This is a genomic window from Aliarcobacter cibarius (assembly GCF_013372265.1).
GTDB lineage: Bacteria > Campylobacterota > Campylobacteria > Campylobacterales > Arcobacteraceae > Aliarcobacter > Aliarcobacter cibarius.
Map to the genome: position 1 here is coordinate 858,996 of NZ_CP054051.1, position 15,075 is coordinate 874,070.

At 27.1% G+C, this 15,075-nt stretch carries 13 protein-coding genes; all 13 read right to left on the minus strand.

What is annotated here, in order from left to right:
• Window positions 1-58: 58 nt before the first annotated feature.
• Window positions 59-1,249: an acetate/propionate family kinase gene (locus ACBT_RS04230; protein WP_024774878.1), complete on the minus strand. Its 1,191-nt coding sequence runs from the start codon at window positions 1,247-1,249 to the stop codon at window positions 59-61.
• 16 nt (window positions 1,250-1,265) lie between these two features.
• Complete coding sequence (locus ACBT_RS04235) at window positions 1,266-1,877, minus strand: 3'-5' exonuclease (RefSeq protein ID WP_024774879.1); 612 nt, start codon at window positions 1,875-1,877, stop codon at window positions 1,266-1,268.
• Window positions 1,870-3,711, minus strand: a complete 1,842-nt coding sequence (locus ACBT_RS04240; protein ID WP_024774880.1) for a putative nucleotidyltransferase substrate binding domain-containing protein — start codon at window positions 3,709-3,711, stop codon at window positions 1,870-1,872. Before ACBT_RS04240 ends, ACBT_RS04235 begins: the two co-directional genes overlap by 8 nt.
• A 48-nt stretch (window positions 3,712-3,759) precedes the next feature.
• The gene (locus ACBT_RS04245; protein ID WP_024774881.1) at window positions 3,760-5,427 is read right to left on the minus strand and encodes a cation acetate symporter; all 1,668 of its coding nucleotides are present in this window, start codon (window positions 5,425-5,427) and stop codon (window positions 3,760-3,762) included.
• On the minus strand, window positions 5,427-5,744 hold the full coding sequence (locus ACBT_RS04250; RefSeq protein ID WP_024774882.1) for a DUF485 domain-containing protein: 318 nt from the start codon (window positions 5,742-5,744) through the stop codon (window positions 5,427-5,429). Before ACBT_RS04250 ends, ACBT_RS04245 begins: the two co-directional genes overlap by 1 nt.
• 233 nt (window positions 5,745-5,977) lie before the next feature.
• Window positions 5,978-7,627 carry a cation acetate symporter gene (locus tag ACBT_RS04255; protein WP_024774883.1) on the minus strand — a complete coding sequence of 550 codons (1,650 nt, stop codon included), beginning with the start codon at window positions 7,625-7,627 and terminating at the stop codon, window positions 5,978-5,980.
• Window positions 7,627-7,938: a DUF485 domain-containing protein gene (locus ACBT_RS04260; RefSeq protein WP_024774884.1), complete on the minus strand. Its 312-nt coding sequence runs from the start codon at window positions 7,936-7,938 to the stop codon at window positions 7,627-7,629. The genes ACBT_RS04255 and ACBT_RS04260 overlap by 1 nt, the downstream gene beginning before the upstream one ends.
• Before the next feature lie 405 nt (window positions 7,939-8,343).
• A complete protein-coding gene (locus ACBT_RS04265; protein WP_024774885.1) occupies window positions 8,344-8,958 on the minus strand; it encodes a 3'-5' exonuclease in 615 nt (204 codons plus the stop codon).
• Window positions 8,958-10,775, minus strand: coding sequence for a DUF294 nucleotidyltransferase-like domain-containing protein (locus ACBT_RS04270; protein ID WP_024774886.1), 1,818 nt, complete (start codon window positions 10,773-10,775; stop codon window positions 8,958-8,960). The genes ACBT_RS04265 and ACBT_RS04270 overlap by 1 nt, the downstream gene beginning before the upstream one ends.
• On the minus strand, window positions 10,772-12,514 hold the full coding sequence (locus tag ACBT_RS04275; protein ID WP_024774887.1) for a VC_2705 family sodium/solute symporter: 1,743 nt from the start codon (window positions 12,512-12,514) through the stop codon (window positions 10,772-10,774). Before ACBT_RS04275 ends, ACBT_RS04270 begins: the two co-directional genes overlap by 4 nt.
• 2 nt (window positions 12,515-12,516) lie before the next feature.
• Window positions 12,517-12,762: a sodium/substrate symporter small subunit gene (locus ACBT_RS04280; protein ID WP_024774888.1), complete on the minus strand. Its 246-nt coding sequence runs from the start codon at window positions 12,760-12,762 to the stop codon at window positions 12,517-12,519.
• Between the two features lie 73 nt (window positions 12,763-12,835).
• Complete coding sequence (locus ACBT_RS04285) at window positions 12,836-13,498, minus strand: response regulator transcription factor (RefSeq protein ID WP_024774889.1); 663 nt, start codon at window positions 13,496-13,498, stop codon at window positions 12,836-12,838.
• The gene (locus ACBT_RS04290; protein ID WP_024774890.1) at window positions 13,479-15,062 is read right to left on the minus strand and encodes a sensor histidine kinase; all 1,584 of its coding nucleotides are present in this window, start codon (window positions 15,060-15,062) and stop codon (window positions 13,479-13,481) included. The genes ACBT_RS04285 and ACBT_RS04290 overlap by 20 nt, the downstream gene beginning before the upstream one ends.
• Window positions 15,063-15,075 lie beyond the last annotated feature (13 nt).

Below are 15,075 nucleotides of genomic sequence, written 5' to 3' on the forward strand. Positions count from 1 at the left end.
TTTATAATAATATCAAATTAAAACTTAAAGATTTACTCAAGTGAATAAATAGATAAAATTAACCTACAAGTTTATATGTGTCTTGCGCTATAACTAATTCTTCATTTGTAGGTATAACAAATATTTTAGTTTTTGATGAGTCTTTACTAATCTCTTTTACTTTTGATTCTTTTGAACTATTTTTATCTTTATCTATTTCTATTCCCATAAATTCTAAATTATAACAAACTTTTTCTCTAATTAAATCTGAATTTTCACCGATTCCTGCTGTGAAACAAAGAGCATCAACACCACCTAGTAATCCAGCATAAGAGCAGATGTATTTTTTAACTCTATTGCACATCATATCAATTGTAACTTGTGCTCTTTGATCACCATCTTTTGCAGCACTTATAATATCTCTTAAATCAGAACTTATACCAGATACACCTAGAATTCCAGATTTTTTATTTAAGTAATCGATAATTTGATGAGTGTCAATATTTTTCTTTTCCATTAAATATGGAATAATTCCTGGGTCAATATCTCCACTTCTTGTTCCCATCATTAATCCACCAAGAGGAGTTAATCCCATTGTTGTATTTAACGATTTTCCATCTCTTACAGCACAAACTGAAGAACCATTTCCTAAATGACAAACTATTATTCTTAAATCTTTTTTATTCTCTAATAACTTAATAGCTTCATTTGAAACATAGTAGTGGCTTGTTCCATGAAAACCATATTTTCTTAAGTGATGCTCTGTATAATCTTCGTGTGGAACAGGAAATAAGAAATGAACTTCTGGCATAGTTTGATGAAATGCAGTATCAAAAACAGCTACATTTGGAGTATTTGGTATCAGTTCTCTACATATTTTCATTCCTAGAATATTTGCAGGATTATGTAATGGAGCAAGTGGAATTAACTCTTCAATTTTTTTAATAACTTCATCATCTACAACAACAGAATTTTTAAAATATTCTCCACCATGAGCAACTCTATGTCCAATAGCATCAATCTCATCTATTGAATCAATTATCTTTGTATCATCATGAGTTAGTGTTTGTAAAATTAATTCGATAGCTTCTTTATGTGTTTGAATATGTGCTTCAAAAGTTAATTTTCTATTATTACCGATTTCATGCTTTAAAACACCATCAATACCAATTCTTTCTACGATTCCACTAGCTTTTACTTCACTAGTCTTAGCATCAATTAACTGGTATTTTAATGAGGATGATCCAGCATTTAAAACAAAAACTAACATAATAATTTATCTCCCTTTATTTAACTATATTTTTCAATTTTATAAAAATCATTGCCGTCATTAGTGCATCATTGAAAGCATCATGAGTACTAAAAGACGGTAATTCCAACTCTTGCAAAATTGTATTAAACCTCAAGTCTATAAAACCTTGGGGAATTAACTCTATTTTAAAATCATGGTAAAGTTCTGAAACTTCGATAGTTTTATTTGGTAGAGTAATTCCTATTTGAGGTTTTATATATTTATTTACCATTTTTAAATCGAAATCTAAAAAATATCCAACTAAAGTTCTATTTCCTATAAAATTTAGAAATTCAAGAATAACCTCTTCAATTTCAAAAGCATCTTCTAAATCACACTCTCTAATATGATGAACTTTGATTGATTTTTCACTAAGATTACAAGATTTTGGTTTTACATATCTTATAAATCTTTTACTTGAAATAATTGTGTTGTCTTTAATCAATACAGCGCCAATAGATACTATATCATCAATTTCAGGATCTAATCCTGTTGTTTCGCAATCAAAACATATATATTCATTTTTTATTGGTTCATCAAATAAAAAAGAATATTTTTCATCTTTTAAATTTTTTTTATTAAAATAGTTTTTAATACTTCTAAACATAGTTAAGCTTAAAATGGAATTCTAAATGTTTTTTAAGTCTATTTACAATTTTAAAAGAGTCTTTTAATAAATCTTTTTCCATAGTATTTAATTTATTTGGATTTATGTAGTTGTCTATTTTTTGATTCAAATCTAATTTCTCAAGATTTGATTTTAATTTTAAACTAGTTAAAAAATTAAATGCCATAACAAGTTCTTTTGCTGTCTCTTTTTCAAATAGTCCTAATTCATATAAAGCATTGATTCTTTTTATTGTATTTGTATTATAGATTCTATTTTGTAGACTTAGAGCTCTAATTCCTTGTACTAAGATAAAAATTCCACCTCTTTTTATGTCTATTTCATCTTTGTGATTTTCATCTTTACTATTAAATACAAAGCCGTCAAAAAATCCTAGTGGAACATCAAAGCTATTTATAATTTTTGCAAAATTAGAATAGAAACTTTGAGAATTTGAAGAGATTTTAAATAAATATGTTTTTAACTCTTTTATCATATTTATATCACCTGAAACACATAAAGCATCATAAAATATTGCAATATTCATAAAGTGATCACCACTTGGCTCATTTATCCATTTATAGATTAAATCTTTAAAATCACTCTGTTTTCTACACCAATAAGGGTTTGAAACCATTATATTCCCTTCACATCTAGGAAATCCAAAGTCAACTAAAGTCTCAGTAAAATTAAGTGTAAATTCTTTTAATTTTTCATCACTAATTGTACAATCATCAGATATTATTAAAGCATTGTCTTGATCTGTACGTAAAATTTGTTCAGCTCTTCCTTCACTTCCCATAACTATTAAGCATGATTTATCAAGTAGTTCTTCGGGAGCCATTAATCTATAAAGTTTGTCAAGAAGTTTTTTGTTTAATTGATTTATTAATTTTGATATAAATTCAATTTTCACTCCTTTTGCATTTAGAGATTTTATAATTTTTATAAATGATATTGAAGCTTCTTTTAACTCTTCTAATGTTTCTGCTTTTACGATTTGGTTTGATACAGCAAAAGTGTTTGTTGCAAAAAATGATGATAAAGATATTTGATCTAATATCCCTACAATAGTTCCTTCATCATTTTTTACTACAACTCTTTTTAACCCATATTTTGCCATTTGAAGTTGAGCATTGAATAAAAAATCATCTTCATTTATATATACTAAACCTTTAGAAGCTATTTTTACAACTTCTTCATCAAAACTCATTCTATTTAAGATTACTTTTTGTCTAAAATCAGAGTCAGTAACTATGTACATTTCACCTTCATCATCTTTTAAAAGAAGAGTAGGTATTTTTTCTTGTTTTATAACTCTTGCAGCTTCATAAATTGAAGTTTTACTATTTACTATTACGGCTTTATGAACTTTTGCATCTTTTACTTTTGCAATCATAATATTTGCCATATCTTTATTTTTTTCATGAAGAATATTATTGTTTAATTTTTCAGAAATAGATTGGAAGAAGTAATTTTCAAGTTGTTGATTTTGGCTTAGTATAGACATGAACAGTTCTCTTGGTAAAGTATAACAAATACTCTCCTGCGCTGTAACAAAACTATTTTTTGAGAAGTTTTTAATAAGTGAAGCTGAATCAAAAATTTCATTTTTTGAATAAACTGCTAAAACTTCATCTTCTTGTTTTTCTTGAATTAATCCTTTTAGAATAAAATATAAAAATTTAGGCTCACTTTGACTTGATTGAACAGTAGTACCTTCTTTAAAATAGACAACATCAAAAGCTTCGGCAATATCATCTAGTTCATTTAGGGTAAGATTTTCAAAAGGATGAATTGAAGAGATAAATTTTTTCTGTTCTTGTAAGCTCATATTTTCTCCTAAAAAGATTAAAAAACAAAGGACAAAAGTCCTTTATTTTTAGTGTGAAACTGCTCCTGCAGAACCAATTCCTGTATTAGCTCTAATATTTTGAGCTCTAAATTTAGCTTTATCTTCTTTTGCTCTTTGAGAATTATCAGTAATACTAAAGAACCAAATTCCAATAAATGCAACTGCTACTGAGAATAGAGCAGGGTGAGCATAAGGGAAAATAGCTTCTTTATTTCCTAAAATTTGTACCCAAACATTTGGCCCCAAAATTACAAGTGCAACAGCAGTAATTAATCCTAAGAAACCACCTATAAATGCACCTCTAGTTGTAAGATTTGACCAATAGATTGATAAAAATAAAATTGGGAAGTTTGCAGATGCTGCAATACCAAATGCTAATCCAACCATGTATGCGATATTTTGAGATTCGAAAGCAATTCCTAAAACAACACCAATAACTCCTGTTATAACAACAGTAATTTTTGATATTTTAACAACTTTCTCATCAGTTGCATTTGGATTAATAACATTTGCATATATATCATGAGATATTGCAGAAGCTCCAGCAAGAGTTAATCCTGATACAACTGCTAAAATAGTAGCAAATGCAACAGCAGAGATAAATCCTAAGAAAGCATTTCCCCCTAGCATATGTGATAAATGAACTGATGCCATATTACTTCCACCAAATAGAGCTCCACCTTGTAAATAAGCAAGACCATTAGTAAAGTATTGTGCACCATTATCTGTATTTAAGAAAGCAATTGCTCCAAAACCAACAATAGTAATAATAACCCAAAAATATGCTACAAATCCAGTCGCATAAACAACAGATTTTCTAGCTTCTTTTGCATTTCCAACTGTAAAGAATCTCATTAAAACGTGAGGTAATCCAGCTGTTCCTAGCATTAAAGCCATACCTAAAGAAATTGCAGATATTGGATCAGATAAGAATCCACCTGGTTTTAATATTTCTTCACCTTTTTTATGGTGTTCAACAGCTTGAGTAGCTAATGTTTCAAAGTTGAAGTTAAAGTGCCATAAAACCATTATAGCCATAAAAGAAACCCCAGAAAGTAGCAATACAGCTTTTATAATTTGTACCCAAGTAGTTGCAAGCATCCCTCCAAATGTTACGTAAATAATCATTAATGCTCCAACCAAGAATACAGCGTATTCATACTCCATTCCAAAAAGAATTTGGATTAATTTACCAGCTCCAACCATTTGAGCAATTAGATATAAAACAACAACAGAAATTGAACCAAATGCAGCTAAAGTTCTTATTTCTTTTTGTCCAAGTCTATATGCAGCAATATCAGCAAAAGTAAATTTACCTAAGTTTCTTAATTTTTCAGCCATAAAGAATAGAATTACAGGCCAACCAACTAAAAATGAAACAGCATAGATAACACCGTCATAACCATTCATATAAATTAAACCAGAAACCCCTAAGAAAGCAGCAGCAGACATATAATCTCCAGCAATTGCTAAACCATTTTGGAATCCAGTAATTCCTCCACCAGCTGTATAGAAATCATTTGCAGATTTTGTTTTTCTAGCTGCCCAAAAAGTAATACCTAAAGTACCAGCAATAAATACAAAAAACATTATAATTGCAGGAATATTTAAATCTCTTTTCCCTTCAAAAGTTGCATCTCCAGCAGCAAATGCCCAAAGTGCAAAAATAGATAATAGTGCAAAAATTCTTAACATTATAATAGATCCTTTACATCTCTTTTTATTTGGTTAGTTAAATCTTCAAACTCTGTATTTGCTCTTCTTACGTAAATCAAAGTTGTAATAAAACTAATAACCAAAATAGCTAATGCAATAGGAAAACCAATTGTTGTTATGTAACCTTCAGCAACTTTTGCAGAAAATAGCTCTTTGTTAAAAGCAATAACAGTTATGTATGTATAAAACATAACTAAAATGAAAATTCCAAGTTTCAATGAAAAGCTATTTCTTTTTGAAACCAACTCTTGATACTTAGGATTTGATTCAATCCTATCAACTAATTTTTCGTTCATTCTCCGACCTCTTTTTGATTTTTTGAAACTATATAAATAGTTAACAAAAGATGAATAATTATACTAGTTTATTAAAGTAATCGAGATATTTAGTTGACAAAAATGGTTGTAAATTGTGGATAAATTGTAGAATAGTAACAGAAAAATAATATTTTAATTATTAAATTTAATTATATTTTTTAAGTTAAATTTTATAATATTTACTAAAGAGAGAAATCTCTTTAGTAAAAGTTTTAGTGATCAACAGCTCCGTCAGCTCCGATACCAGTTTCAGCTCTAATTCTTTGAGCTTCAAATCCTGATTTATCTTCTTGTGCTCTAGCTGAACTATCAGTAATTGAGAAGAACCAAATACCAATAAACGCTGCTAATATAGAGAATAATGCAGGTTGTGTATATGGGAATATAGCACTTTCAAATTTAAAGATATCAACCCATACAGTTTTACTTAATACAACTAGTGTAATTGCAGTAATAAGACCTATGAATCCACCAATAAATGCACCTCTTGTTGTTAATTTTGACCAATAGATTGATAAAATTAATATTGGGAAGTTAGCTGATGCCGCGATAGCAAATGCTAGACCAACCATGAATGCAATATTTTGATTTTCAAATGCAAATCCTAAAAGAATTGCAACAACACCAATAACTAGAACTGTTCTTTTTGAAACTTTCATTTCTTCAGCATCAGTTGCTTGACCTTTTCTAATAACGATTGCATATAAATCGTGTGCAATAGAGTTAGAAGCAGCTAATGTAAGTCCAGCAACAACTGCTAAGATTGTAGCAAAAGATACAGCAGCAATGAATCCTAAGAATATATCACCACCAACAGCTTGAGACAAGTGTACAGCAGCCATATTAGCTCCACCGATAACTCCTTTAAGATCAATAACACCATCTTTAAAGAAAGCAGCTCCTTCAGGGCTTAGTAAGAAAACAACAGCACCTAAACCAACAACTCCAATTATCAAATAGAAGTAACCAATAAACGCAGTTGCCCAAACAACAGATTTTCTAGCTTCTCTTGCATTTCCAACTGTAAAGAATCTCATAAGAATATGAGGTAATCCAGCAGTTCCAAGCATTAAAGCAAGTCCTAAAGATACAGCAGAAACAGGATCAGATACAAATGGACCTGGTTTTAATATTGCATCACCTTTTGGGTGCATACTAACAGCTTCAGCTGCTAAATTACCAAATGAGAATCCATAATGAGAAAGTACCATTATAGCAATGAATGTTACTCCTGATAAAAGTAATACAGCTTTAATAATTTGTACCCATGTAGTAGCAAGCATTCCACCAAATGTTACGTAAACAATCATTAATGCACCAACTATTACAACAGACCAAGCGTAAGGAATATGGAATAATAATTCAATTAATTTTCCAGCTCCAACCATTTGAGCAATTAAGTAGAAAGTAACAACTGTTAAAGAACCAAATGCAGCAAGAATTCTGATTTTTTGCTCATCTAATCTATATGCAGCAATATCTGTAAAGTTGAATTTACCTAAGTTTCTTAATTTTTCAGCCATTAAGAATAGAATAATTGGCCAACCAACTAGGAATCCAATAGCATAAATCATACCATCAAAACCGTGTAGGAAAATCATTCCTGAAATACCAAGGAATGAAGCAGCCGACATATAATCTCCAGCAATTGCTAAACCATTTTGGAAACCTGAAATTCCTCCACCAGCTGTATAGAAATCTGAAGCAGATTTTGTTTTACTAGCAGCCCACTTTGTAATACCCATAGTCGCAACTATGAACACAAAAAACATAATAACAGCAGGTATATTTAGAGTATTTGCACCTTCAGCAGCAAATAGTGCTAATGATGATAAACCTAAAAGAGTAAATATTTTTAACATTATAAAATATCCTTTACATCATTTTTTATAGACATTTCTAAGTCTTCAAACTCACCATTAGCTCTAAGAACATAGATAACAGTTGTTATGAATGCAATAAAAATAATTGCAACAGCTATAGGCCAAGCTACAGTCATCACTTCACCAATTTTCGTAGCAAAAAATTCTTTATTAAACGCGATAAGTAAAACGAAACCGTAATAAATTACCAACATAAAGATTGCTAATTTAATAGCAAAAGAACTTCTTTTTGTAATAAGTTCTGTGTATTTAGGATTAGCTTTAATCCTTTCTACCAATTCTTTATTCATTTTTTCTCCTAAAATAAGATTCATTGAAATAGTAAAATATCTTAGTTGCAAAAACATAGCATTTTAGAAAATTGTTTAAAAAAGTGAAAAAAACCCAAAAAATGGACTTCTTATAATTATAAATTGGTATTTTTTTATTTTTAAAAAGTAATTTGGTTTATATATTTTTATATTTAATTGTAAATTTATCATTTAAATTTGATAAATAAGATTCATTTTTTTGTTTTATACTTATATTTAACAAAAAGTTAGCAGATTAAAAATCTTCTATTTTAGACAAAAATAATGAAGTAAGAGATCTTGAAAAAATAATTAGCAATAAATTAATTCCAGAAATTTCAAAATTAATATGGATAAAAATGCTAAAGTAGCAATAAATTTGCTACTTTTAGTTAAAAAGTAAATTTATTTACTTTGTGCTAGATTTTTCAACTTTAAAAACATCATAGCAGTCATGATAGCATCATTTAATGCATCATGTTTTCCTAAAAATGGGATATTTAAATATTTCATTATAGTATCAAATTTTAAATCTAAAAAACCATTATTTGCTATTTTTTTTCTATGATCATAGTATATTCCTGATACTTCGATAGCTTCATTTGGAAGTTTTACTCCTATGATTTTTTTTGTATATTTTGAAATCATTGCAATATCAAATTCGATATAGTATCCTACAATTGGCCTTGAGCCAATAAAATTTAGAAGTTGAAAGATTGCAATTTCTGGTTCAAGTGCATTTTCTAAATCAGTTTGTCTTAAATGATGAATTTTTATTGATTCTGGATTTATTAGTTTTGATGGTTTAACAAAAATATTAAATGTTTGTCTCATTAAAATTTTGTTATCTTTTATTAAAACTGCTCCAATAGATAATATTTCATCTTTTTTTGGATTCAATCCAGTTGTTTCACAATCAAGACTCACATATTCATTTGGTGGTGGAGTTTCAAATAAAGATTCAAATCTTTTACTTTTTAATTTCTTTTTCTCTAAATTTCGTAAAATATTTTTAAACATTAGTAAATTTTATCCAATTTAAATATATAAGATACAAACTTTTTAAACTCATTTACAATTTTTAAACTCTCTTTTAAAAGGTCTCTTTCAATTTTTCCAAGAGTGTTTGTATCAATTTTATTTGATATTGGTTTTGCATTATTTATTGCTTCTAGATGATTTTTTAATCTTAATGTATTTACTATTTCAAATGCTTCAACTAACTCTGCAGCCATGTTTTTTTCAATAATTTTTCTGTCTTCAAGAATTTTTATTCTTTTTATAGTTGTAGTTTCTTTTATCTTTTCTTTTAAGCTTAAGCTTCTTATTCCTTGAACAATAGGAAATATAGCAGCTTTCTTTATATTTATTAAGCTATTTTTTCCAATAAAATTTGAGATTGCTGTTGGAGTTTCAAAAGCAGTTGTTGATTTTGCAAAATATGCTAAGAATAAATCATTTTGAGCTTTATTAAATACATATTCTTTCAAACTTATTAATAACTCTTTATCTCCTGCAACAGAAAAAGAGTCAATAAATATGGCTAAGTCTAAATAACTTTTCATGTCAGGATTATTTATCCATTTTACAATATCGCTTTTAAAATCACTAAAACTTTTACACCAAGCTGGATTTGAAACCATAATATTACCTTCGCAAGGTGGATAGCCTAATGCTATTAAGTCATCAGTTAATTGCTTCATATAAGGTCTATATTGATCTACATCTACTCCATCTTTTACAATCAAAGCATTATCTTGGTCAGTTTTAATTATTTGTTCATTTCTTCCTTCGCTTCCCATTACTATTAGACAAGCATTATTCTGAAGTTCTTTAGGTAGAGTAAGACTATAAAGTTTTTGGTAAACTTTAGTATTTAGCTGACCAATTAAATTTGAAATGTGATAAATTTTTACACCTTTTGCTTGAAGGCTAGTAATAATATCAAGGAAATCTTTACTTGCATTTTTTAAATCTTCTACATTTTTTGCATTTCTTATTTTTGATTCAATAACATAAGTGTGATTTGCAAAATGTGAAAGAATATCAATCTGTTCAAGTATTCCAACCATTTCTCCACTACTATTTACTACACCAACTCTTTTTATATTTCTTTTTACTAGTATAGTTAATGCTTCAAATAAATAATCATCTTTTTGTATAGTTAATAAAGGAAAAATTGCAATATCTTTTACTGATATTGTTAGATCCCTTCTTTGTAAAAGAACTTTTACTTTCAAAAGAGAGTCAGTTATAATTCCGTATCCTAACTCTTTGCTTTTTACTATAATTGTAGAAGTTTTAAACTCCATTGATTTTTCTATTGCATCAATTAATTTTGTATCCTCTTCTACAATACAAGCTTCATGAATTAGAGTGTCTTGAACTTTTGCTATCATAAAAGATGATAACTCTGATGTATACTCTTTATCTTTTAAAGTTTTAATTTTGTTTACTAAATCTTTTAAAAAGAAATCTTTAAATTCTTGATTTTTTTCCATCAAAGATAAAAAAGCTTTTTTATCTATTTCGTAGCATATTAGTTCTTCATGAACTTTGAATGTGTGTTCACATTTTCCATATATTAGTGAATTTGAATCAAAAGAGTCTTCACTTTGATAATCCATGATTAAATTATTTTCTTTCGAATATTCAAAAACGGAACCTTTTATAATAATAAAAAAAGTATTTGGAATGTTATTTGGACTTATTAATATAGTGTCTTTTGGATAGTAAGCAATATCCATATGTTGAAGACACATTGACATTTGGCTAGGAGTTAAATGTCCAAAAGGATGAATGTTAGATAAAAAAATCTCTTGGTCTTGAATGCTCATAAGCTTTCCTTTTGATTTATTGATGGGGATCTTAAATTATCAATTAGTAAAATAACATCATCTGGCACTTTTGGTGTAAATTTTGAAACAATTATTGCAACAATAAAGTTTAGTACGGCACCAATTATCCCAATACCTATAGGTGTAATACCAAATAAATATTCATCAGATGAATTTATGTCATTATTAATAAAACAAAAATAGATGATGTATACTAGCATAAATATGAGTGAAGTAAGTAAACCAACTATTGCCCCTTCTTTAGTAATATTTTTGTTAAATATTCCAAGAACAATTATAGGAAATAAAGTTCCTGCTAAAATTGTAAAAGAAATTGTAATTGTTTTTATTATTGAATAATATGGAATTGTGAAAAATGTTGCTAAAGAGATAATTATTAACAAAAATAGTTTTGATAAAATCTTAAATTTAGTACTATTATATGCAATCTCTTTTTCTACAAATAATAATAGTATAGAGTTTGTAGTTATTAAAATTAAGCCAGTCATTGTAGACAGTGCTGCTGCAAGAGCACCTGCAAGAATAAGAGCAATAGTCCAATTTGGTAGATTTGCAATTTCAGGATTTACAAGAGTTTGAATATCAGGATTTATAAACAACTCATTTGAATTTGAGTTATTTATTTGGATTTTTCCATCATTATTTTTTTCAATATATTTTATTTCACCAATGTCTTGCCAAGTTTGAAGCCATTTACCATTGTTAGGTGAATCATTTTGAAATTTTATTTCATCATTTATAAAAGCTTCATATTCAACATTTTGAGTGTGTTTTATGTTATTTAGCTTTGATAGTGCTGCTAGTGGAGATAATGTAGTATAAATGATTGCTATAAAAATTAAAGCCCAAAAAGCAGATTTTCTAGAGTCATTTACGCTAGGTGTTGATATGAACTTTACTAAAATATGAGGAAGAGTAGCAACTCCTAGCATTAAAGAAAGTGATATTGTAAATATATCTAAAAGACCTAGAGCCTTTGTATAACTAAATCCAAAATCTTCTAAACTACTATCTAAAACATGAAGTAAAAAAGTTCCTTCAGGAATAACTTTTATCCCAGTATCAAATGCAAAAGTTGTTTTTGAAAATAGGGCAAGGTGAGGTAAAAATCCATTTGTAAATTCTAGACAGAGAAATATAATTGGTGTTATAAAAGCAAATAAAATTATTATGTATTGAGCTATTTGAGTATACGTAACTTGTCTTATTCCTCCAAGTAAAGAGTATAAAAAGGCAACAAAAATAGCAACAACCAATGCTATTTCTTTATCTATTTGGAAAATTCTTGAAAAAACAATTCCAATACCTTTCATTTGAGCTGAAATATATATAAATGAAACAATTATTATTATAAGTATTGTGATATTTCTCGCAAATCTTGAGTAATATCTAGCTTCGATGAATTCAGATAGATGAAATTTTCCAAATTTTCTTAAATATGGAACAATAAGTAATGTAAGAAGAACAAATCCACCAGTGAACCCCATAATATAAGCTGAACCATCAAAACCTATATACGAAATAGTTCCAGCAAGCGCTACGAATGTAACTGCACTAATAAAGTCAACTGCTATTGAAACTCCATTTGAAATAGGGGTAAAGCTATTTTTTGCAATGTAGAAATCTTTAGTAGAAGTTGATTTAGTCCATAATGCTAAACCAAAATATATTGTAAAAGATATTCCTACAAAAAGATAAATTAATGATTGAAGTTCCATTATTATTCGCTTATTGAATATTTTTTATCAAGTTTAGAAATTTTTTTGATATAGATGTAAATAATTAAAATAAAAAAAAGAATTGAGCCTTGATTAGCTAAGAAAAATCCTATTTTAACACCAAAAAATTCAAAATTATTTAAAAAATTTGCAGCAAAAGTAGAGAGGCCAAAAGTGAATATAAACCAAGTAAGTAATAATTTAACAATAAATACTACATTTTCTTTCCAATATTGCTCTTTATTCACTATTACTCCTTATAAAATGATAGATTATAGTGTTTTTTAGTAGCAAAAACATAGCATAAAGCTATATTTAATTTTATATAGAGTAGTACCTATCTATTTTATATCCTAGACCTCTAATATTTTTTATGAAATCTTCTTTAAGACTTTTTTTAAGTCGAGATATTTCAGCTCTAATTGTTGGATTATCGATATTTTCAGCATCCCAAACATCTACTCTAAATCTTTCAAAATCTACTATCATATTAATATTTAATGCTAGTATATGAATTATTTCGAGTTGTTTTTTAGTTAAATTTTGTGGTTCACCATTAAAGTATAAAGTTTGCTTATCTTTTGAATAAGAGTAGTTCTCTGAAAATTTAATATGAGTTGTATTATTTTGTTCTTTTTTTAGAATTTGATTTATTTTAATACCAAGTTCACCTAAATGAAAAGGTTTTTTTAAATACTCTCTAGCTCCTAAGTTATATGCTTTTGTAATATCTTCAATATCAATTTGTGCAGATATAAAAATAGTAGGAATATGAATTTTTCTATTATTTAATTCTTCTAAAACTGAAAATCCATCTACATTTGGAACATTTACATCAAGAATAAGTAGATCATAACCTTGTTCAATATTATTTAATACTTCAGCCCCATCTAAAAAACTCTCTACCATATGACCAATGCTCTTTAAGTATTCACTGATTGCATTATTTAGCATCAATTCATCTTCAAGAAGTAATATCTTCATTTATTTTAAACCTATATATAAATTTTGTTTCTTTTGTATCTGATAAGATATTTATTATAACTAAATTCTTATCACAAATCTCTTTTACAATTTTTAGTCCTAATCCAAAACCACCTCTTGCATTATTTTCTCTATAAAAATCATCAAATATTTTATCAACATTTTCTATTTTTTTTGAATTTGTAGTAACACTAAATTCTATTTCATCATCACTTATGTATAATAGTTTTACAAAAATTGGAGATTTACTAAATGAATATTTAACAGCATTTGATAAATTATTATCAATAATTCTTTGTAATTCTGTTTGATTAAACTTTATATAAACATCCTCTTCAATATTTTTTATAAAGTATAAAGAGTTTGATTTCACAATTTCTTCAAAAAAATCCATTCTTTCTTTTAATATTTTTGAAAATTCAAGGTACTCTTTTTCATAAGTAACTCTATCTTTTTTAATTAAATATGATAAGTCATCATATATGTATTGAATTATTTTTGAACCTGACTCTATATTAGTAATATAGTTATTATTTGGAACTTTCATTTTTAATAAGTCAATATTTGTTCTAATAATTGCTAAAGGAGTATTTATCTCATGAACAGAGTTTTTAATAAATTGTTTTTGAGATTGAACTAAATTTGATAATTCTTTTGTTTTTTCATTTACTTTTATTTCTAGATTTTTATTTAAATCTTCAAGCATAGAACTTCTTAATTTCATATTATTCATAGCATCTGTAGCATAATTTGCAATAACTTTAAACTCTCCAAAAATGATTTTATTTTCATTTATAGGATCGTTATTATTTTGGGACTCTCTAAAATAGTTTCCAATCTCTTTTACGTCATTTACAATTAGAATAGTTGCATTCTTGTAGATGAATATAGAATATAAAATAAGTAAAATAGTAAGGGAAGTTATTTGTAAAGTGTAATTAGAAATCTTTTTATTGTAAGCTTCTTCTTTTTGTTTTATCAATCTATCTATTTCATCTAGATATACACCTTTTCCAATAGTCCAATTCCATTTACTAAATGAATTTACAAAAGAGAGTTTATTTGTTTCCTTAGAAACTTCAGGTTTCGTCCAGAAATAATTTACATAACCTCCATTTTCCTTTTGAGATTCTTTGATTAATTCGACAATTGGATATTTTCCAGATGAATCTTTTACATTTAAAAAATTCTTTCCTACATTTAGCTTTTCATTTGAACTTAAAACTACATTTCCTTCAAAATCATAAATAAAAATATATTCATTTGGATTATCACTTAGTTTTAGTTGATTAATTGCTATTATCACATCTTTTTTTATATCCTCTAATTGTTTTGAATCTTTGTTTTGTTTGTAATAATAATCAATAAATTTAATTACATAATCAACATGATTTTTAAGAAGAGCTTTTTGACTGTTAGTATAATCAGTTTTTAATGTATGAATTTTTTCTTGAAGTTCTTCGTGAGCGTTGTTAATAATTGTAAATGTGAAAAAAGATATTAATATTATAATAAAAACTATACTATAAACAATTAGGTGATAAAGACTTTTTGCTTTTAACATTTATATTTTGACC

What these genes read in the sequence shown, in the direction of transcription:
- ACBT_RS04230 (WP_024774878.1), bottom strand. Translation starts at nt 1,249, where the DNA reads ATGTTAGTTTTTGTTTTAAATGCTGGATCATCCTCATTAAAATACCAG.
- ACBT_RS04235 (WP_024774879.1), bottom strand. Translation starts at nt 1,877, where the DNA reads ATGTTTAGAAGTATTAAAAACTATTTTAATAAAAAAAATTTAAAAGAT.
- ACBT_RS04240 (WP_024774880.1), bottom strand. Translation starts at nt 3,711, where the DNA reads ATGAGCTTACAAGAACAGAAAAAATTTATCTCTTCAATTCATCCTTTT.
- ACBT_RS04245 (WP_024774881.1), bottom strand. Translation starts at nt 5,427, where the DNA reads ATGTTAAGAATTTTTGCACTATTATCTATTTTTGCACTTTGGGCATTT.
- ACBT_RS04250 (WP_024774882.1), bottom strand. Translation starts at nt 5,744, where the DNA reads ATGAACGAAAAATTAGTTGATAGGATTGAATCAAATCCTAAGTATCAA.
- ACBT_RS04255 (WP_024774883.1), bottom strand. Translation starts at nt 7,627, where the DNA reads ATGTTAAAAATATTTACTCTTTTAGGTTTATCATCATTAGCACTATTT.
- ACBT_RS04260 (WP_024774884.1), bottom strand. Translation starts at nt 7,938, where the DNA reads ATGAATAAAGAATTGGTAGAAAGGATTAAAGCTAATCCTAAATACACA.
- ACBT_RS04265 (WP_024774885.1), bottom strand. Translation starts at nt 8,958, where the DNA reads ATGTTTAAAAATATTTTACGAAATTTAGAGAAAAAGAAATTAAAAAGT.
- ACBT_RS04270 (WP_024774886.1), bottom strand. Translation starts at nt 10,775, where the DNA reads ATGAGCATTCAAGACCAAGAGATTTTTTTATCTAACATTCATCCTTTT.
- ACBT_RS04275 (WP_024774887.1), bottom strand. Translation starts at nt 12,514, where the DNA reads ATGGAACTTCAATCATTAATTTATCTTTTTGTAGGAATATCTTTTACA.
- ACBT_RS04285 (WP_024774889.1), bottom strand. Translation starts at nt 13,498, where the DNA reads ATGAAGATATTACTTCTTGAAGATGAATTGATGCTAAATAATGCAATC.
- ACBT_RS04290 (WP_024774890.1), bottom strand. Translation starts at nt 15,062, where the DNA reads ATGTTAAAAGCAAAAAGTCTTTATCACCTAATTGTTTATAGTATAGTT.